Here is a 21,055-nt window from a genome sequence, read left to right on the forward strand (position 1 = left end):
TTTAGTTAATTAAATTATAAGGAATACCTGCTTTTTTTAAACTAAAAAACGTGCAATATGTATGGCTCCTAAACAACAAATATATAAAAAAAGTATTGACATTTAAATGCACTTATGTTATAATACTTAACAAGTCTAATGCGGGAATAACTCAGTTGGTAGAGTTTCTGCTTGCCATGCAGACTGTCGCGGGTTCGAGTCCCGTTTCCCGCTCATCAGATAACCCTCGATAGAATTATTTCTGTTGAGGGTTTTTTTAATTTTTTACATAAAGGTTGTATATCAATGGACATTAAAGATTTTAACTTCGAAACTTCTACAGGTGATAAGGATTTAGTTACTCTAAAAGTTGTTGTTTCTAAAGATGCTTATAATAAAGAATTAGAAAAACAAATTGAATACTATAAACCTAAAGTTAATATTAAAGGTTTTAGAATTGGACATGCTCCTAACAATATTATACTTTCAAGATATAAAGATGGTTTAGAATCAGCTACTAATGAAGTGATGATAGAAAATGTTTGGAATACTTACAGCGATGAAAAAAATGCTAAATGTATTGCTACTCCTAAATTATCTTATTTAGAAAATAAAGATGATGGTCTTCATCTTACTTATGAATATTATCCGCTTCCTGATATTACTTTGCCTGAACTTTCATCTATTACTCTCGAAAAAAATAAATATGATGTTGATGACGAGGCTGTTGAAAAAGCATATAAATTATCTTTACAGAGATTTTCTCCTTTTGAAGAGAGCGAATTAAAATCTGAGCTTGGCGATAAAGTATATGTAAAAATTGAGTTTGATGATGAAGAAAACAAAAAATATAATAAAGAATTAACTGTTATAGCTACAGATAATGAAAATGAAACTATATTTGCTAAAAATGCTGTAGATGTTAAAAAAGGTGATAAAAAGCTTTTAACTACTTATGTTAATGACAGAGAAGCTACTTTCATTATGGAAGTGTTAAAAGTAGAAAAGCCGAATATTAAAGATGACTCTAAAGAAGAGGAAGTAAAAAAAGTAAAAGAGGGCTTAAAAGAGCATTTAGCTAAAAGAGCAGAAGCAAGAGCAGATTCTGAACTTATAAATGATGCTATATTTAATAAAATGTTAGAACTTGTAAAAGTAGATATACCTAAAGGCTATTATGAAATGGAATTAAATAGGTCTTTAGAAGACTTTGAAAGACAAGTTTCTGGAAATGGAATGACTAAAACAGATTTCTTCATTTCTGTTGGAAAAAAAGAAGAAGATATCAAAAAAGAATATGAAGAGAATGTTAAAAAACAAATTAGTTTTGATTTGATTATGGCTAAGTTTGCTGATGTTTATAAAGATTCTCTTAACATAAATGAAGATAAAGCTAAAGAATATGCTAACAGACTTTATCAATATCAAAGCTATTTAGGATTATCAAAAAGACCTAAAGAAGAGCAGCAAGAGATTATTAACCATATAATGAAAGAGGCAGAAAATAGAGCTGTATCAGAGGCTATATTAGATTATATAAAAGGTCATATTAATATTACAGAAAAAGATGCTGGAAGATTTGTTGCTAATGAAAATGATCTTTGGGCTGGATATTAATTTTAGAGAATTGTAATAAAGGGTTTATGATGTACAAATTTGACAGAGTTGACAAAAAATATATAGAAAAAAGTTATATGACTATACCTTATGTTATAGAGCAGACAAGCAGAGGCGAACGTTCTTATGACATTTATTCAAGACTTTTGAAAGATAGAATCATATTTTTGGGCGGTGAGATTAATGATGATGTTGCTAATGTTGTAATAGCACAATTATTATTCTTAGAATCTGCTGACCCTGAAAAAGATATTTCTTTATATATAAACAGTCCCGGAGGAGTTGTTACTGCTGCTTTGGGTATGTATGATACTATGCAATATGTAAAACCTGATGTTGCTACTTTATGTGTTGGTCAGGCAGCTTCTGCAGGTGCATTGCTTCTTGCAGGCGGTGCAAGCGGTAAGAGATTTGCTACTGTAAACTCAAGAATCATGATACACCAACCTTCAGGCGGCTCAAGAGGTATGGTTACTGATATGGAAATACAATTAAGAGAAACTATCAGATTAAAAGCTATATTAAATGATATATTTGTAAAACATACTGGTCAGGAACTTAAAAAACTTGAAGCTGATATGGATAGAGATTATTTTATGAGTGCTGAAGAGGCTAAAGAATACGGCATCATAGATAAAGTTTTCTCAAGCAGAGAATAATAATTATTTTATTATAAATACGGTAAATTATTTTTTATTATAAAATTTTTTTGATGATATCGTTATTTTTTAATAATAAATGAAAAGCATATAAAATACATTTATTGTTAATAAAATAATTTCAAGTATTAGTAATTTAAATTATACTTATTTGTTATATATCAAATAGTCTAATATCTGTTATATTAAAATTAGTATTTTTTTCTAAGTATTTAGCCTCTACAGGTGCATCATCATTTAAATGCGGGTATAATTCCGGTAATTTACCATGTAATTGTAAATATTTTAAATAAAATATGATTTTGTCTCTTTTAGCTTTACCTCCAAGGTCGTTTTCTATTTTATAAAATGTTAAACTGTCTAAATTATTATCTAAATCATATTTATCAAAATATTCAAAAAAATAATTTGAATCATCTCTTCCGCAGCCAGTATATACATCATCATCAAACTCATCAAATATTGAATAATTATCTATATCTAAAGATGGATATATTCTACAATTTAAAGCATATGCAAAAGCTTTATATTGTTCCCATAGTTTTGGATTATTATTACATAGATATATTATAGACTGCAATCCTTGTAATCTATAAATCTCATACAATATTTTTTTATTCATTATTTAGCCCCTCCTTTCATATTTATTAAAATCATACTTTATTAATTATATTAAAAATACATAGTATTAATATATGCTTTTCTTTTGATATGATAGTATATATTGAAAAAACTTCAACTTTACTAAAAAATTCAGTGGTATAAAAATATCATACATATAGCTATATGAGGTATATTATAATTAAATTTGTTGACTTTTTTACTTATTGCTATAAAATAATATGGAACTATATTTTAATATACCTACCAAATCCATTTATTTTATATAGGATTATTTTTTATAGAGGACAATATGCAAGTTTCTAAAGAGTGGCTTGAAAAATATTCTGCAATAAAATATATGCTGAAATCACAAGATAATTTAGAAGAAGCATTTACAAAAAAAGAAATAAATAACTCAAAATTAGAAGTTATAGATTTGGGTGAAGTGAACATAGAAAGCGGAAAAATTGTTGTATGTGATCCTTTAGCTTATTTAGATGAAGAGTCTCTATCCTTTATACAAGAAATTAAGCCAAATAAATATAAAGTACTTGCCGGTGTTTTGGAAGATGAAGAGAGATATGCTATTGTGAAGCTTCAAATATCTGATAATACACCTAAGTATTATGATTTGGCATTGACTGGCGTAGAGGAATTAGATGATGTAGAAGACGGAGATTTTTTTGGTTTTCCTGTAGATGCTGGTATGGCTTGTATATGCGATTATAATGCTCTTAATGATTTTATAAAATTTGAAGATAAATTAATAGAATCAAAAGGAGATAATTATAATAGATATGATGATTTGTTTGCAAAGCTATTAGAAGATAATGCTAAAAAATATCCAAAATATCAAAGTGAATATGGTGATTGGCTTAATTTTGATATACCGGATAGTAAATATAATATAGTTTTATTTCAAAGCGGATATGGCGATGGATTTTATCCTACATATTTTGCTTATGATGATAAATACGAAATTTGTGCTTTATACATTGTTTTTATAGATTTGTTTGCTGATGATGATTAATGATTTTTAAAATCTTATATAAATATTTTATTTAATAAAAAATATTGGGAGTATATAGAGTAATGAATGTTTTGGATTATATAAAATACAATTTTTTTAATATAAGAACTCCAAGTTTAGTTGAAAAGGTTCGTTTGCAGGAATATGCTAATAGAATATCAAATAGTAAGTATCATTTCGTAGATTTAAAAACAGGGGCTTTAACAGATACTCTTGCTAAATTTATTTTTGATATGTATAAGGTAATCGGTCCCTTATTATATCCATTAAAAGAAGAGTTTATTATCAAAGACGGCAAACAGTTTTCATATTATTTAATAGAGGTATCATTTAACGAAGAGATGAAAAACCTGTATCTCACGCTTAACAAAGAATATATGACAGAGAAACTCAATAGCGGAGAAAAAATCAATAATGTATTTAATGATGTTAAAAATAATTTTAGTAAGTTCAAAAAATTTATCAGCAGCGATAATGGAAGAGAAATAAATTTAACATTTAATTTACTTAAAGATTTTGCAGCTATATCAAATTTTGACTTCTTTTTATTTTTAAGAGCTTTTTGTCCTTCTTTTGTAGACGGGGCATATAATTCTAACCCTACATTTAAAAGCACATCTAATGTACAAGTTGTAGATGATTTAATAAGATTAGATGAAGCTATAAAAAGCATAGTAATAAGAAAAGAATTGGCTAGTGCTTTGAAAATTTTTCAAAAATATAGCGGTATGCCTGAGATAGATGAAAATAATTTAAAATCATTTTTGGCCAGAGTGAAATATTTACAGACACCGAATTTATTAAGTGATATTATTATTTATCTATTGAAGGATTTTACATATAAGTCTCCTACAAACTCATCTAATGTGAACATCTTTGTAAACTATATCACAGACTGTACAAACAATTTGAAAAAAGATATGAATGAAATAGTATCTGAAATAAAATTTAATAAAATTAACACTATGAGAGAAAAAACTTTCAGCGGAATTGAAATAATGAAGATGAGTAACATTAATGATGATAAAAATGAACTTTTAGAAAAATATGAATGTACTACTTTCACTTGTGTAGAGCCTTTAGAATATATAAAAACTTTTGTTGTAGAAATATTTGATATAAAATACAAAGTCCCTTTAAATGATATGTTTTTAGGAGTAGATTTCGCTAGTAAAGAGAGAAACTCTATGGGGCTTGATGCATTTTATACTTTAAATGATTCTAATACGGAAATTGTTAATTTTGATGCACAATTAAGTCCTGAATCTGAAAACTTTAAAAGGTTTAAAGGTTGGACTATTACAAAAAATAAAGCCCTAACAAGCAGAGATTTAATAGAAGCTATGGTTAAAAAATTAGATGAAGATGGAAATAAAATAATTATTAATGCTTATAACTCTGTGTTAGATTTAACAAGTATAGTAAAGAATGTTATAGAAGATTATAATAACGGTACTAAAAATGAGATTTTAAATGCTAATAAAATACCTTCACTCGAGAGATTTAATTTGAAAATAGCAAAAGAGATGCTTGATGATTTTGAAAACTTTATATCACTATTAAAAAACTTTGTAAGGTAATAATAAAATTTAGAGAGTTCGTATGTATAAAAAATATAAAACCGCTATTAACATCACTATAGGTATAATTATAAGTATTATCTGTTTATACTTTGCTTTTAGAGGCATTGATATAAAGGGTTCTATTGAAGTAGTAAAAAATATTAATGTAACATATTTTATTATATCTTTAATACTTAGTGTAGCAATAATAGCATTAAGAGGCTTAAGGTGGGAATGTTTTATACCTTTAAAAAAAACTATTAAAAAAAGAACTGTGGTAATGGCTACATATATAGGTTTTATGGCTAATAATATACTTCCTGCTAAGCTTGGAGAAGTAGCACGTGCTTATATATTAGGAGTCAAAGAAGATGTGAGTAAATCTGCTTTAATAGCTTCAGTTGTTACAGAAAGATTATTTGATGTTATTACTGGAGGAGTTATACTTACTATTTCTGTGGCATTTATTCCAAATCTTCCTAAAACTGTTACTTATGCTGCGATTGCTTTATTTGTTGTATCAATTGTTGGTTTTTTGGTATTAATGTTTTTAGTGTGGCAGAAAGAGTTTGCTCATAAGGTTTTTCATAAAGTGTTTGGAATACTTCCGCAAAAAATTGGCTCAAAGTTAATAGAGTTCTCTTGCAATTTTATTGACGGCATAGGTTTTAAAAATGATGCTAAACATATATTTTTAATATTTCTATATACAATTCTTTATCTCATAGGTCAAATACTTACTATAAGTTTTCTTTTAGAGGCTTTTAATATAAAATCTTCACCAATTATAGCATTATATGTATTTGCTATGGGAGGTTTTGGATTTGCTGTACCTTCTGCTCCTTCTGGAATAGGACCTTTTGAATGGGCTATTATTTTTGGTCTTTCTTTAATAGGTGTTGAAAAGACAATAGCTGCTCCTTATGCTTTAGTTTATCATATTATGGGTATTATTCCTGTTACTGTAATTGGATTTATATTCTTGTTTATTATGGGCATAAACTTGAAAGAGGCTACATCACAAAAACAATGATTGTTTTAAAAGGATTGATATGAAAGAATATAATATATGCTTTTCTTCTGATGACAAATTTGTTCGATATATGGAGGCATTGATTGTTTCTATATTAAGAAATTCTTTAGATGATGAAAAATTTACTTTTCATGTAATAACATCATATATATCAGATGATAATAAATTGAGATTGGATTATCTAAAACAAATAAAAAAATTTGATATATATTATTATAATGCTGTAAATATCGATAAATATAATAAATGGTTTCAAGAAAAAACGGATAGAAAATGGTCTGTTGAAATATTTTTTAAATTAGATATACCTATCTTATTATCCCATTTAGATAAAGTATTGTTTTTAGACTGTGATATGATAGTACTTGACAGTTTAAGAGAACTATTTGAAACAGATTTAAATAATTTTTATGTTGGGGCAGTTGAAGATAAATATTTTAATAATTCACATTTAAAAAAAATAGGTTTAGATACATCTCATAAATATTTTAATGTTGGATTATTACTAATTAATATAAAAGAGTTTAATTCTAATAATTTATATGACAAAATAGATTCATATGTAAATAATAGTAATAAGTTATATTTTCCTGAACAAGATATATTAAATTTTATCTTTCACGGAAAAACTAAATATTTTGATTACAAATATAATTTTACTTCAGCAATAGCTAAAAAACATAACAATATAGAAAATGTTATAATTCCGCATTATACTTTAGTAAAACCGCTGTATCATAATACGCCAATAGTTAAAAATAGATTCTATTATTCATTTTGGAAATATTTTGTAGAAACTAAAAGCTTTAAAGATGAAAGTCTCAAATATGCTACTATATTAATTAATCAAAATGATTCTAAAATAACAAAACATAATAAACTTATAGATAAATTATCTTGGTGGATACCTTCCAAAAATATGAGGAATGATTTTAAAATAAAAAATAAAATAGATATAAAAGAGAAGTTTGAATAGTATTAAAATACATCAAAAAATATAAAAAAATATAAGATATAATCATCGCTTATTATAGTTTATATTAATTATATTCAAAAATAATATCTTGAAATATTTATTGTATATATAACTTATTTTTCTTTATATATTTTGAAAATATAAGAAATAATTTTAAGATTGAGTATAAACAAGAAACAAATTATTTTAATTATATATAATTTAGTTATATTTTTATCTTATTTAAGATAATTATTAGAGATACAATATTTATACATTAAATTTTTTAAAAAATGTATGTACTTAATTATAATATAATTGACAAGTTTTCTATAAATGTTATAATTTGGTACAATAAAAACATATTTTAGGAGATTAAAGATGTCAAGATTTACAATTCCTAGAGATTTATACTATGGCGACAATGCTATGGAAGAATTAAAAAACTTAAAAGGTTACAAAAAAGCTATAATTGTTACAGGCGGTTCATCTATGAAAAGAGGTGGATTTCTTGATAAATGTGAGAAGATATTAAAAGACACTGGTTTAGAAGTTAAAATTTTTGATGGTGTTGAGCCAGACCCTTCTATAGAAACAGTTTATAAAGGTGCTGAGGCTATGAGAGAATTTAATCCTGATGTAATAGTTGCATTAGGAGGCGGTTCTGCACTTGATGCTGCTAAGGCTATGTGGGTTTTCTATGAATATCCTGAGAAGAAATTCGATGATATTAAAACTCCTTTCACTATGCCTAAACTTAGAAAGAAAGCAATATTTGCAGCTATTCCTTCTACAAGCGGTACAGCTTCAGAAGTTACAGCTTTCTCAGTTATCACAGACTATTCTACTAACATTAAATACCCTTTAGCAGACTTTGAAATTACTCCAGACATTGCTATACTTGATTATTCAATACCAATGACAATGCCTGAAACAGTTTCTGCTGACACTGGTATGGACGCTTTAACTCACTCTATAGAAGCTTATGTAGCAGGACTTAGAACTGATATAACTGATGCTCTAGCTATGAAAGCAATTGACATGATTGTTCATAATATAGAAAAAGCTGTTAAAGGAGATAAAGAAGGAAGGGCTAAATTACATGTTGCTCAATGTTTAGCTGGTATGTCTTTCTCTAATGCTTTACTTGGTATAGTACATAGTTTAGCTCACAAAACAGGTGCTGAGTTCCACATCACACATGGCAGATGTAATGCTATACTTCTTCCTTATGTTATAGAGTATAATTCAAAAGTTTGTGCTAACAGATTTGCTGATATAGCTAGAATGCTTAAACTTTCTGGAAATACTGATGCAGAACTTACTGCTGCTTTGGTAAATAAAGTTAAAGAATTGAATGTTAAATTAGGCATTAAACAAACTTATAAAGACAACGGCGTAGCTGAAGACCATTTCAAACAAAAATGTGATGATATAGCTAAAAATGCTGTTGCTGACCCTTGTACAGGTTCTAACCCAAGAGAGACAGATGTTGCTAATATGAAAAAAGTATTAGAAGCTGCTTATTATGGTAATGCTGTTAACTTTTAATTAATATATTTTAATCATAGTTTTCCCCGAGTATTATTTATATAATACTTGGGGTTTTTATATGATTAAAATAACCATATTAGTTTGTTATATTATGAATAAAATAATAATATTAGAAAAGTTTATATATAATAGTATGCAATTTATAAAAAATGACTTGACAAAAAAAAGTATTGTATTATGATAGCCTTAAAATTACGATAAAATGGAGTAAATATGGAAAAATTAGAATATCTTAGTTTTTTTAATATTATAGAAATGTTGAATGGATATTTTGCTAAATTTGATGATGATTTCGATGATGATGATTATGATGATTATGACGATGAAGAAGATGATGATGAGTATGACGATTATGATGATGAAGATGATTTTGATGACGACTTCGATGATGACTTTGATGATGAATATGAAGAAGATGATGATGAGTATGACGATTATGATGATGAAGATGATTTTGATGATGACTATGATGATGATTTAGATTTTGACGATGATTTTGATGATGACTTCGATGATGATGATTTTGATGACGATTTTGACGATGAAGAAGAAGATTTCGATGACGATTTTGATGATGAAGATTAATAATATATAAGCAATATTGATATATAAAAAATATTGATATTGCTTATAATAGCAGGTTTTTTGATGGCTGAAAAAAATAATAATAAATTTAAAAATTATAATAATTTTTATAATAAGAAGAAAAAAGACAACTCTTATAACAATAAAAAGAAAAATAATCATAATCAATATAGAAATAAAAAAACTATAGAAGAATATGAAAAGATATATCTTAGCAATAAGATGAAAGACAAATCAGAGAAAGCAATATGTCCTATATGCGATGAACCTATATATATACCAGAAGAAGCTATAACACATAATGTTACAAACAAGCTTGCACATTTTGAATGTATATTAAAAGAAATAAAAAATAATAATGAAGAAGAGATGGAAGAAAATGATAAAATAGTTTATTTAGGTTCCGGCACTTTTGGCATCATACAAGAGAGGAAGAATTCTAAAGGCACTAAACTTTTTGTAAGAAAGAGAATAAATTACGAAAATAGAAAAGTAAAAAAGGTAGAAGACGATTCCGATCCTGAAGAGGAGGATTTATTTAATGTATGATATGCCTAAGGGATTTTCTTCCGCGGCAATAAAAGCAGGTCTAAAAAACAATGATTATGACCTTGCTATAATAAAAAGTGAAGTTCCAAGCACAGTATCTGCATTATATACACAAAACAAATTACAGGCAGCTCCTATACAATTTTCTAAAAATAATGACAAAAATAAAATTGAGTTATTGATAGTAAATAGTAAATCTGCAAATGCACTTACTGGTAAAAAAGGCTATCAAGATGTTTTGGATATAGCTAAACATTCAAGCAGTGTTTTTAAATGCAAAAAAGAAAATATAATGATGGCTTCCACTGGTATTATAGGTATTCCTTTAGAAACAGAAAAAATAAAAAATGCCATTACTAATGCAAAATTATATTCTGGTTTTGATGAAAATATTATCAAAGCAATTCAAACCAGAGATAGAATAGATAAAGTATATAAAACACAATTTCAAATAGAAGATAAAACAGCAAATTTTTTAGCAATAGCTAAGGGAAGTTCAATAGTTCACCCAAACATGGCTACTGTATTATTATTTATATTTACAGATTTGAATGTAGAAAAAAAGACATTAAATAAAGCTTTTAAATATGCAGTGGAACATACATTAAACAGAATATCAATAGACGGAGAAACATCAACCAATGATATGGCTTTGATAATGGCAAATGGTGCATTAGAAAATAAAATTCTTAATGAAAAAAATAAAAAACTCTTTTTGGAACTGCAGCAAAAATTAGAAGAGATATGTGCTGTTATATCTAAAATGATATTATTAGACGGCGAGGGAATGAGTAAAACTATTATGGTATCTGTAAAAAAAGCAAAAACTCAAAAAGATGCCTTAGAAACAGCGAGAAAAATATCAAAGTCTAATCTTGTAAAGATTTTATTTATATCAAATGAAATAGATTATCGTAAGCTCTTATTAACTATAGGAAATATGAATGTTAATATAGATAAAATGTCAATAACAGTAGATGATATTAATATTTGCAAAAACGGTAAAATTAATGAAAATGAAGATGAATTAAAAATATTAAATAATAGTTTAAATAAAGATAAAAATGAGCATAATATTATATTAGATTGCGGCTACAATACAAAATTTGAAGACTACTATTATTTTACAGATATAAGCCAAGAATATATATCAATACATTCAAGTTATAATATTTAGTTTTTTATTTTACTTACAATATCTTGTTAAAAATATTTACCATATTAAAGCGGTATAATTATTGTTTGAGTTTTTATAAAAGTATGATATTTTTTAACCATAAACTAAATTTATGGAGCTATATATGGATAAAAAATTATTATTTTCAGCTTTATTGTTTATAGTTATAATATCATGTAATGATAAAAGTAATACTATAAATAATCAATTTAAAAGCATTGAAATACAGGATAAATACATAATTGTAAACTTTGAAGAATCTTTTTTAAAAGATAGAAAAATTGAATTCAGAGCAGTAGGTACAGAAACTGATATATCATCTAATCCCGGTAAAGATATTACAGTACAAATTACATCTTCAAATCAAAAAATAAATGTAAATCCAGGATCAGGATACAATATACAAATAGCAGATATAACCTCAGAAACTGAAAAAATATTATATGAAACAAACAATATTACAACATATTTATTTTATGATGAGTTTTATCAAAATGAAGCACTTCCAGCTAATGCCGAACAAGCAGAAAATTTAGAGCCTTGGAAAGGAAAATGGATTGCTGCTTGGAAAGGAGGAGCTGCTTGGAATCATTCCATGAATGGAAGTTTTAGAAATCTTGAACTTAAAAAAGAGGGAGATACCGAGTATTTACATTTTAAAGCATCAAAAACAGGAAATGAAGACAGTACTTCTACAGGAAGCGGTATAAGAACAGGAGGATCAAAACAAGTATTTTACTTCACTTATGGAAAAGCAGAGTTCAGAGCTAGATTAAAAAATCAGGCTGAAAATCCTACAAAAGGACCTTTCCCTGCTTTATGGCTTATGCCTTCTAAAGGTGATGATGAACTTAACCCTAATTGGGCAAATTGGGCAGCAGGAGGAGAAATAGATATTATGGAATATGTATATAAAACTCCTGAAAGAATAGATCAGACTATACATGTTGGAGAAGATGGACCTAATTATGATTATTCCCCAGGAAATCAGCCTATAACTAATATAGACGAATGGCATATTTATACTTTAGAATGGACTAAAGAAGGTATATACTGGTATATTGACGGAGTTAAGGGAAGAGATCCATATTTAAAAACCAATGATATATTAAAATACCCATTCGTTGATAAATCAGCTTTCCACATAATTATGAATGTGGGAGTAGGAAGAGCTAACAATAATGGAAAAGAAGATGATTATCCCGGAGGTGCTCAGGCGGGTTTGGAAACTTGGATGGATGTGGATTGGGTGAAAGTTTCTCCTAATAAAGACACTATATTGGATAATTCAAGAGGTGAAAATGGATGTGAATATTATAAAGATGTTCAATGGGAATAAAATTGAGAAAAAAATAATATAAATAAGATTTAGAAATAAGGGGAGTTTATAAAGCTCCCTTTAATTTTTAGCTTCTTATATTACCAACAGTAGGGTCATATATTACTTCTTCTGGAAGTGTGTATATATTGTTTTGCCCGCCATTAGGTTTTTCATTTGTGTAATCATTATTTTCATCTAATGGAGTATAATAATAGTAATCTTCTTCCTCCTCTATAATATTATTCATATCATTACTATTATTTCTTCTTGTACCGCTTCTTATATGGTCAATATTGCATTGAGTGCTAAGGTCAATATTGCCTCCTACAGTAAGAGGAGTGGTATTAACACAAGTATGATTTCTAGGAAGTCCTGAATCCTGACAAATCTCTACAATAAATACATCTTCCGGCACTTTCCAATGAAACTCTCTTTTATCTAAAGGAGTGATAGCATCTAAATATTGAAATGTAGCTAAAGCAGTAGTAGCACCGCCCGTAACATTATTAGGAAGAACATCATTTCTATCGCTTCCAATCCAAGCAACAGTTACAATCTCATCATTATAAGCAACAAACCAGTTATCTCTATGCTCGCTTGTAGTACCTGTTTTAGCAGAATATGAAGGACTTTTAAAACCATAGGTATTAGCACTTCTATATGCTGTGCCTCCGGGAGCTATTACTTTTTGAAGAGTAGAGTTTAAAAAATAATATGATGCTTGAGAAGTTGAACTTATTTTTTTGGGTGTTCTATCTGCAAGAGCAGTTACGCTTAATTCATTGCCGTCTATATCTATTACTTTATCTACTATATAGTTATTGTATCTAATTCCATTATTAGCAAGCCCGCCGTAAGCAGTAGCCAAATCTAAAGGACTCATCTCTATAGTACCTAAACCAATGGACAATGCATTTGGTATGTATGCATCATTTCCAAAAAACTCTCTTGCATGATCAACGAAATATGTAAGACCTATATCATTTAATAGTTTAACAGCAACAGTATTAATAGATTTTGTTAGAGCAGTTTCCAAAGTAATTTCGCCCATATATCTTCTATTAAAATTTCTTGGAGAATACGCAGGTTTACCGGGACCTTGAGGGTAGCTGTAATTGGTGTCAAGCATAGTAGAAAAAGGCTGAGCACCTCCTTCAAATGCATACAAATATATAAAAGGTTTTATTACACTTCCTATTTGTCTTTTTGCCTGTACTGCTCTATTAAACTGATTTTGCAAAGTGTATCCGTCTCCTCCTATCATTACAAGTATGCCGCCTGTTTTTGGGTCTATAGAAACCATTGCACCTTGATAGCTTCTGTTGGAAGTAGATGCCTGAAGATTTCTTATCTTTTCTTTCATCACAGCATCTGCCACTCTATAATACCTTTCATTTATTGTTGTGTATATTTTAAGCCCAGATAATGCAAGCTCATCTTTATTAAAATAGTTTAATAATTCTTGTCTTACATATTCATTAGCATAGGGTGTTCTGTTTACTGTCATTTTCCACTGAGCACCTTTAACTTGTTTGCTAATGTTTGTGTATTTTTGGTCAAATAATTCTAATTCTGCATTTTTAGTATTTTCATCTATAACTTTATTTTTAACGAGTCTTGATAAAATTTGTTCAACTTTTTTTCTGCTGTTGTCAGGATTATTTACTATAGAGTAGTATGTAGGGTTAGGAAGCATGCCAACCATTATAGCAAATTCTAATAACCTGCATTGTCTTAAAGGCTTTTGAAAATAATAATTAGCAGCAGCCTCAAAACCATAGTTTCCATCACCCAAATAAACAGTATTAAAATACATAGCAAGTATTTCTTTTTTTGTATATTTAGCTTCAATCTCTCTTGCAGCAAACATTTCAAATAATTTTCTCTCTATTGTTCTTTCACTTTTTGTAAATAACAATTTTGCTAACTGCTGTGTGAGAGTGGAGCCCCCTCCTACTATTTTTCTTGTTAAAACAGTTTGTATTGCTAAATATGCAGACCTAAAATAATTTATTCCTTTATGCGAATAAAATTTTTGGTCTTCCATTAAAAGAAGCGTTTTTTCCAAAAGCGGATTAATATCATCTACATTTACAACCTCATAAGCTGGAGGCATATATTCACCTATGAGTATATTGTTTTTATCATAAATCTTTGTAGGCGGAGAATCACCAAAAGGATTTAGAGGATTAAAATATCTTATTCTTTTTTCATTTCCTCTTATTACTATTATATTATAGTATTCCTCAAGCATAGCCATACTTTGGTCTCTTTTAGAAACCCAATCTTTATATATATTTCCAACATAAAGACTAAGTGTTATACCGCCGACGGCAGCAATTAAAAGTACGATAATAAATATGCTTATTATAAATTTTTTAAGTTTTGATTTTTTCTTTTTTATAGTTTTATCTTTAGTAACCATTATACACCAATTAACATAATATTTTTTAATATAATACTATGATATAATTAACTTTGCAAGTTAATATATAGCAATTTTTTTGTATCTTATAGAAAACAAATTTCTAATATATATAGTAAAAAGTATAAAAAAAGAGCATCTATAATAATATATGATGCCCTTGTTTATAATTATATAATTTTTTATTTTATCAAGTTAGTGATAAATCCTATAATACCTCCCACAGCAACGAAGTCAGCATCACTGAAAGTAGTATTTTGGAAACCTAAATCTCCAAGTATAGGAAGCAGCACAATAGGAAGGAAAGCAAGAAGAAGACCATTAATGAAAGAACCTATAATACAGCCTCTTCTTCCTCCAGTAGCATTGCCAAATACGCCAGCAGTAGCACCAACAAAGAAATGCGGTACAACACCGGGTATAATTAAAACTCCTCCTACAGCACCAAGTATAGCCAAACCAACTAATCCGCCTATAAAGCTTGTGATAAATCCTATTAAAACAGCATTAGGAGCATAAGGGAATACTACAGGACAATCTAAAGCAGGTATAGCATTAGGAACAATCTTTTCAGATATACCTTTGAAAGCAGGAATAATTTCACCTAATATCATTCTAACACCAGACAATACTATAGAAACGCCGGCAGCAAAAGTAACACCCTGTATAAGAGCAAATACTAAATAATTCTGACCATTAGATAACTCTTTTTCTATATAAGCACTTCCAGCCGCAACAGCAACTATTATATAAATAATAGACATAGTTAAAGCTATAGCAAGTATATTGTCTCTCATGAAACTTAAACCCTTAGGCAATTTTAAATCTTCAACAGAAGGAGATTTTCCGCCTATTAATTTACCAATGAGAGCAGAAATACTGTATGTAACATTAGAGAAGTGACCTAAAGCAACCTGACTAGTGCTGTCTCCCAACACTTTAGGCATAGCCCAATAGCTTAATAGAGGAGAAATACTCATAGCAAGAGCATTTATTAAAGAAGCAGCTATTATAAGAGCAACACCGCTTAAGCCTGCTACTGCTAATATAACAGTAATCATTACACCCATGTAGAATATATGGTGTCCTGTTAAGAATATAAATTTTAAAGGTGAAAATTTAGCTATGATTATATGAAATATCATAGAAAGTATCATAACCATAGAAACCTGAGTACCATATTGTGTTAATGCTAAAGATACTATAGCTTCATTGTTAGGTACAACACCTTGAACATTAAAAGCAACCTCTACCATATTTCCAAAAGGGGCTAATGAAGTTGTAATAACTGTAGCACCAGCACCAAGCAAAATAAAACCTATCAAAGACTTCATAGAGCCTGCTATTATTTCATTAATAGGCTTCTTCAATAAAATAAGACCTACCATAGTAAATAAAGCTACAAGTATTGAAGCTTGGCTAAGTAAGTCAACTAAAAATTTTAATACCATTATACAAACTCCTAAATATTATTTATTGAATATTAAGTTTTTCTTTTATTTTGTTTTTTAATTCATCTACACTTAATATGCTTTGCAGCACTATTATTTTTTCTTTATCTATAGAACTTACTGCTGATGATTCTGCAACATCTCTTCCTAATACATAATAATCAGCATTTTTAAATACCGCATTTGATATATCGCTATGTTCTACTTCGGCTTCTACACCAAGCTCTTTTAAAACCTTAGATATATTCATAGAAACCATTAATGATGATCCTAAACCAGATCCGCAAGCTGCTATAAATTTTAACATATAAATCTCCTTATTAATTAGATTTTTTATTTAAAAGATAATTAATAATATCTTCTTTAGAGTTCATATTTTTTAATTCACCAGCCACAACCCCATCTTCTTCGCTTCCAAATATCTCTAATATATCAGACATAATCTCAATATGCGAATCATTATCCACAGCAGCCAAACCTATTAAACAATAAATGGGATTATTAGAATGATTCTCAAAATTAACTCCATTTTTTATTACGAGCAAAGTAATGCCGTTTTTAAAAACGCCCGATTCTCTTTTAGCATGAGGCATAGCCAAATGTTTGCCTATAAGATAATAAAAATTAAGTTCCTTACCGGCATCAATAACCTTTTGTATATACTCTTTACTAATATATTCTTTTTTTAGCAAAGGCTTAAAACATTCCTCAACTGCCTCCTGCCAACTATTAATATTATCAATAACATTAACAGAATCAAGTTCTTTCAGCATATCCACTAAACCAGACATAAAATAATATCCTTTATTAATTTTATTTTATTATTTCTTTTACTCTATTTAAAACATTTTCTCCAGATACGCCGTATTTCGCTTTTAATTCTGTAGATTTACCAGATTCAGTGAAAGTGTCTCTGCATCCTACTATTTTTAAAGGAGCAGCATCTTTATGCTCAGCAAGCACCTCAGCTACAGCACTTCCCAAACCACCTATAACACTGTGATTCTCTAAAGTTACAACACATTTTACTTTCTTAGCATTCTCTATAATGTTTTTGCTGTCTAATGGCTTTAAAGAACGAACATGAATTAAACGATAAGTAATATTATTTTTCTCTAATAAGTTAGCAGCATTTATAGCTTGTTCAAAAGAAGAACCGTCAAAAAATAAAGCAACATCATCGCCTGTTTTAGCTATTTCTTTATTTGTAATATCGAAATTAGCTTCTTCAGGAGAGTTATAAATTATAGGTACAGGTTCTCTTGATACTCTTACATAATAAAGACCTTTGTTGTTAAGAGCATAGCTGATAGCAGATTTAACATCATTTTCATCAAGCGGAAGAAGCACATTCATATTTGGTACACAACGCATTAAAGCCATATCTTGTGTAGCTTGGTGGCTTGCTCCGTCAGGACCAGCGTCCAAACCTGGGTGAGTAGCTATTATTTTAAGATTAGCTTTAGTGTAAGCAGCCTGTCTAATTTGAGTCCATATAGTACCAGTAGCAAATATAGCAAAATTAACATATACAGGAAACATTCCTTCCAATGCTAAACCTGTAGCGGCACTTAAAGAACTTTGCTCTCCAATACCCAATTCCCAATAATTTTTTGGAAAAGTTTTAGTTACATCATAAGAAGATGTTGAAGTACCTAAATCATTATCTATAACTATAATCTTATTATTTTTTTCTATTAAACTAGTTAAATGTTTTCCTATTATCGCTCTAGGAGCAGAAGTTTTTTCTATGTTTATCATAAATCTTATTCCCCTTTTTTATTACATATCTAAATCTTTTTTTGCTTGCTCATAATCTTTATCGCTTATAGTTAAAGAATGGCAATTAGGGTTATTTTCCAAGAAAGAAACACCTTTGCCTTTTATTGTTTTCATTATAATAGCAACAGGCTTTCCGCTTAATTTATCTAATTTATCTAATGCTTCAACAACATCTTTCATATTGTTTCCGTCTTTTACTGTTATAACATTCCAATTAAAGCTATTAAATTTATCTTCTAAAGAACCTAAATTAATAACTTCATTAACCGGGTCATGTGAAGATAAGCCGTTATTATCTATAATAGCTACTAAATTATCTAATTTGAAATGAGCAGCCTGCTGAACGGTTTCCCAAATTTGACCCTCATGAAGTTCTGCATCTCCGCATAAAGCAAATATTTTATTAGTGTTATTATTAAATTTTCTTGCATAAGCCATACCCATAGCAACAGCTAAGCCCTGACCCAAAAGACCAGTATTCATTTCAGTTTCTGGTATTTTGTTAATATCTGGGTGTCCTTGAAGATGGCTATTAACATGCTTTAATGTTTTTAGCTCTTCTATAGGTATGATTCCAAGATTAGCTAATATAGCATATTGCATAACAACAACATGTCCTTTAGATAATACAAAACGAACTCTATTGCTGTCTTTCAAATTGATATATTTGTCATATACAGCAACAGCCATATCCATAGCAGATAAAGATCCGCCTAAATGGGCAACACCTTTTGAATCATAAACCATTTGAACAAGAGTTTGCCTACATTTTTTAGCTTTTTTTTCTAATTCTTCTATAGAACTCATTAAAAAATCCTCCAATTTAATGCTAAAATTGAATTATTAAAAACAAATAATTAGCTTATATTTCAAAATTTAATTATATAGATTTGTAAAAAAAATTCAATACAATATATTTTATATAATAAAAGAACCCCTTAATAATATATATCAGGGGATTCTCAATTATTAATATTGTTAAATAGTTACTTTTTTAATGTATTGACTATTTTTTTATCATAAAATTTAGGAGCAAATATCGCCATTATACACATTATTACAAATCCTGTTAATAAAGCAATAAAAGGATTTAGAGTAATACCTCCAATTATAACACCTATAAATGAAGCAATAGCTACCAAACTTGCATAAGGAAGCTGTGTGCTAACGTGCTCAAGCAAAGGACAGTTACTTCCAGTAGAAGAAAGTATTGTAGTATCAGATATAGGAGAACAGTGGTCGCCAAATACAGCACCAGACACCAAAGAACCTACACTAATAAGAAGTACATTCAAAAGCTGTTCTCCTGTATAACCATTAGCATTAGCAAGCCCTGTAGCAATAGGTATTACTATAGGAATAAGTATGGCAAAAGTACCCCAGCTTGTTCCAGTAGAGAAAGCTATAACACAGCCAAGCAAATAACCAATAGCAGGAAGAAGCCAAAGAGGGAAACCGCCTCCTTTAACAACCTCTGATAGGAAAGAAGCTAAACCTAAACCGCCGTCTTCTGGTGATGATTTTATAACATTACCTATAGTCCAAGCTAAAGCTAATACTACCAAAGCAGGCACCATAGATTTTATACCTTCCATTATGGCATTTCCAGCAGAGCGTACATTAAGAAGTTTTCTTGCAACATAATAAATATACATTATTATAAGCGAAATAACAGCTCCGTAAAATAATGCTTTAGAAGCATCTGTTTGTATAAAAGCATTTGTAATAGTAGTGCTGTTAAAAGCCTGAGATAGACTCTCTATGCCGTCAGAGCCGACTAATCCCATATATGTAGTAACAGGAAACATCACTATACAAACTAATATTAATACCACTATAGCTATAACCATGTCATACCATTTAGCACTGTCTCCTGAAATAGTTTCTAAATTACCCGGACAAGCACCGTATAAATCTTCATTAAATAATTTGCCGTTAGCAGCATCGTCTTCGCTTCTTTTCATAGGTCCGAAATCTTTAAAAAATAAAGAAATTAATACTACAAAAGCCAAAGCTAAAAGCGGATAAACAGAATAAGGTATCATCTTTATAAAGAAAATAAACTCACTCATATTCAAAGATTCAAACCCCTCAGAATCTCTAATATAGCTCATCACCGTTACAACCCAAGTAGATATAGGTGCAAGTATACAAACAGGAGCAGCAGTAGAATCTAATATATAAGCAAGTTTAGCCCTCGAAATCTTTTTTTCATCGAAAGCAGGACGCATTACAGTACCCACAGAAAGACTATTAAAATAATCATCTATAAATATAATAAGTCCAAAAAACCAAGTAAATATTAATACGCTCTTTTTAGTTTTAAGGTATTTGCTAGCCCATAAACCAAAAGCCTTAGTAGCACCTGTTTTTGACAGCATACTAACAAATGCACCAAGCAAAGCACAAAACAAAAGTATTCTCACATTCCAAGAATCCCCAGTCATAGCGGCAACTTTATCTGTAAATATGGTAATAGCAGTAAATATGTTGCCATGTGCGAGTATTAAAGTACCAGAAAGTATACCAACCGTTAAAGAGATTATTACCTCTTTTGTAAGAAGGGCGAGTATTATAGCCAAAAGCGGCGGTATAATACCAAATAAACCGTAATGTTCCATTTTTTGAGTAACTCCTATTTTTTTATATATTACATTCAAATAAAAAAGCCCCCTATATTTAAGGGAGCTTTTAAATTGCTAAACTACGAATAATGAATAAATAATTTAACACTCCCAAACGATAAGAGGTTTATTTTGTTTCTTAAATTTAT

Annotated in this window: 19 protein-coding genes and 1 tRNA gene; 12 read left to right on the plus strand and 8 right to left on the minus strand. The window is 28.8% G+C overall.

From position 1 onward, the window contains the following. Nucleotides 1-140: 140 nt before the first annotated feature. From Q0H31_RS03540 to clpP, 3 genes are all read left to right on the plus strand, one after another. Nucleotides 141-213: transfer RNA gene (locus Q0H31_RS03540), tRNA-Gly, on the plus strand. A gap of 72 nt (nt 214-285) precedes the next feature. Next, the gene (locus Q0H31_RS03545) at nt 286-1,596 is read left to right on the plus strand and encodes a trigger factor (protein ID WP_295295811.1); all 1,311 of its coding nucleotides are present in this window, start codon (nt 286-288) and stop codon (nt 1,594-1,596) included. Between the two features lie 29 nt (nt 1,597-1,625). Continuing rightward, entirely contained in the window at nt 1,626-2,255 is a 630-nt protein-coding gene (gene clpP / locus Q0H31_RS03550; protein ID WP_013244222.1) for an ATP-dependent Clp endopeptidase proteolytic subunit ClpP, read from the plus strand. Nucleotides 2,256-2,409: 154 nt separating this feature from the next. Here the strand turns inward: clpP and Q0H31_RS03555 are convergent, their stop codons facing one another. After that, entirely contained in the window at nt 2,410-2,877 is a 468-nt protein-coding gene (locus Q0H31_RS03555) for a hypothetical protein (protein ID WP_295295813.1), read from the minus strand. Nucleotides 2,878-3,168: 291 nt separating this feature from the next. Here Q0H31_RS03555 and Q0H31_RS03560 point away from each other — a divergent pair, with 291 nt between their 5' ends. From Q0H31_RS03560 to Q0H31_RS03600, 9 genes are all read left to right on the plus strand, one after another. Next, complete coding sequence (locus Q0H31_RS03560; protein WP_295295814.1) at nt 3,169-3,888, plus strand: DUF4241 domain-containing protein; 720 nt, start codon at nt 3,169-3,171, stop codon at nt 3,886-3,888. A gap of 62 nt (nt 3,889-3,950) precedes the next feature. After that, nucleotides 3,951-5,468, plus strand: a complete 1,518-nt coding sequence (locus tag Q0H31_RS03565) for a DUF5312 family protein (protein ID WP_295295815.1) — start codon at nt 3,951-3,953, stop codon at nt 5,466-5,468. Between the two features lie 22 nt (nt 5,469-5,490). Then, nucleotides 5,491-6,483 carry a lysylphosphatidylglycerol synthase transmembrane domain-containing protein gene (locus Q0H31_RS03570; protein ID WP_295295816.1) on the plus strand — a complete coding sequence of 331 codons (993 nt, stop codon included), beginning with the start codon at nt 5,491-5,493 and terminating at the stop codon, nt 6,481-6,483. A 19-nt stretch (nt 6,484-6,502) separates the two neighbouring features. Then, entirely contained in the window at nt 6,503-7,459 is a 957-nt protein-coding gene (locus Q0H31_RS03575; RefSeq protein ID WP_295295817.1) for a glycosyltransferase family 8 protein, read from the plus strand. Nucleotides 7,460-7,819: 360 nt separating this feature from the next. Beyond that, nucleotides 7,820-8,989: an iron-containing alcohol dehydrogenase gene (locus tag Q0H31_RS03580; protein WP_295295818.1), complete on the plus strand. Its 1,170-nt coding sequence runs from the start codon at nt 7,820-7,822 to the stop codon at nt 8,987-8,989. 216 nt (nt 8,990-9,205) lie between these two features. Then, nucleotides 9,206-9,577: a DNA primase gene (locus Q0H31_RS03585; RefSeq protein ID WP_295295820.1), complete on the plus strand. Its 372-nt coding sequence runs from the start codon at nt 9,206-9,208 to the stop codon at nt 9,575-9,577. Nucleotides 9,578-9,640: 63 nt separating this feature from the next. Then, a complete protein-coding gene (locus Q0H31_RS03590; RefSeq protein ID WP_295295822.1) occupies nt 9,641-10,126 on the plus strand; it encodes a hypothetical protein in 486 nt (161 codons plus the stop codon). Next, nucleotides 10,119-11,303, plus strand: a complete 1,185-nt coding sequence (locus Q0H31_RS03595; protein WP_295295824.1) for a bifunctional ornithine acetyltransferase/N-acetylglutamate synthase — start codon at nt 10,119-10,121, stop codon at nt 11,301-11,303. Before Q0H31_RS03590 ends, Q0H31_RS03595 begins: the two co-directional genes overlap by 8 nt. Before the next feature lie 124 nt (nt 11,304-11,427). Further along, nucleotides 11,428-12,642, plus strand: a complete 1,215-nt coding sequence (locus Q0H31_RS03600; protein ID WP_295295826.1) for a glycoside hydrolase family 16 protein — start codon at nt 11,428-11,430, stop codon at nt 12,640-12,642. Between the two features lie 67 nt (nt 12,643-12,709). On the opposite strand, the gene Q0H31_RS03605 is transcribed toward Q0H31_RS03600, so the two are convergent. From Q0H31_RS03605 to Q0H31_RS03635, 7 genes are all read right to left on the minus strand, one after another. Beyond that, the gene (locus tag Q0H31_RS03605) at nt 12,710-15,049 is read right to left on the minus strand and encodes a transglycosylase domain-containing protein (protein ID WP_295295828.1); all 2,340 of its coding nucleotides are present in this window, start codon (nt 15,047-15,049) and stop codon (nt 12,710-12,712) included. A 182-nt stretch (nt 15,050-15,231) separates the two neighbouring features. Then, entirely contained in the window at nt 15,232-16,500 is a 1,269-nt protein-coding gene (locus tag Q0H31_RS03610) for a PTS ascorbate transporter subunit IIC (protein WP_295295830.1), read from the minus strand. Between the two features lie 22 nt (nt 16,501-16,522). Beyond that, nucleotides 16,523-16,807, minus strand: coding sequence for a PTS sugar transporter subunit IIB (locus Q0H31_RS03615; protein WP_295295832.1), 285 nt, complete (start codon nt 16,805-16,807; stop codon nt 16,523-16,525). A gap of 13 nt (nt 16,808-16,820) precedes the next feature. Then, nucleotides 16,821-17,291: a PTS sugar transporter subunit IIA gene (locus Q0H31_RS03620; RefSeq protein WP_295295833.1), complete on the minus strand. Its 471-nt coding sequence runs from the start codon at nt 17,289-17,291 to the stop codon at nt 16,821-16,823. A gap of 22 nt (nt 17,292-17,313) precedes the next feature. Further along, the gene (locus Q0H31_RS03625; RefSeq protein WP_295295835.1) at nt 17,314-18,261 is read right to left on the minus strand and encodes a transketolase C-terminal domain-containing protein; all 948 of its coding nucleotides are present in this window, start codon (nt 18,259-18,261) and stop codon (nt 17,314-17,316) included. A 21-nt stretch (nt 18,262-18,282) separates the two neighbouring features. Beyond that, nucleotides 18,283-19,089 (minus strand): transketolase, encoded by an 807-nt coding sequence (locus tag Q0H31_RS03630; protein ID WP_295295837.1) that lies wholly within the window; start codon nt 19,087-19,089, stop codon nt 18,283-18,285. A gap of 179 nt (nt 19,090-19,268) precedes the next feature. Then, entirely contained in the window at nt 19,269-20,903 is a 1,635-nt protein-coding gene (locus Q0H31_RS03635; protein ID WP_295295839.1) for a Na+/H+ antiporter NhaC family protein, read from the minus strand. Nucleotides 20,904-21,055: the final 152 nt, after the last annotated feature.

Source organism: uncultured Brachyspira sp., from assembly GCF_934747485.1.
In the GTDB taxonomy this organism is placed as follows: Bacteria; Spirochaetota; Brachyspiria; order Brachyspirales; family Brachyspiraceae; genus Brachyspira.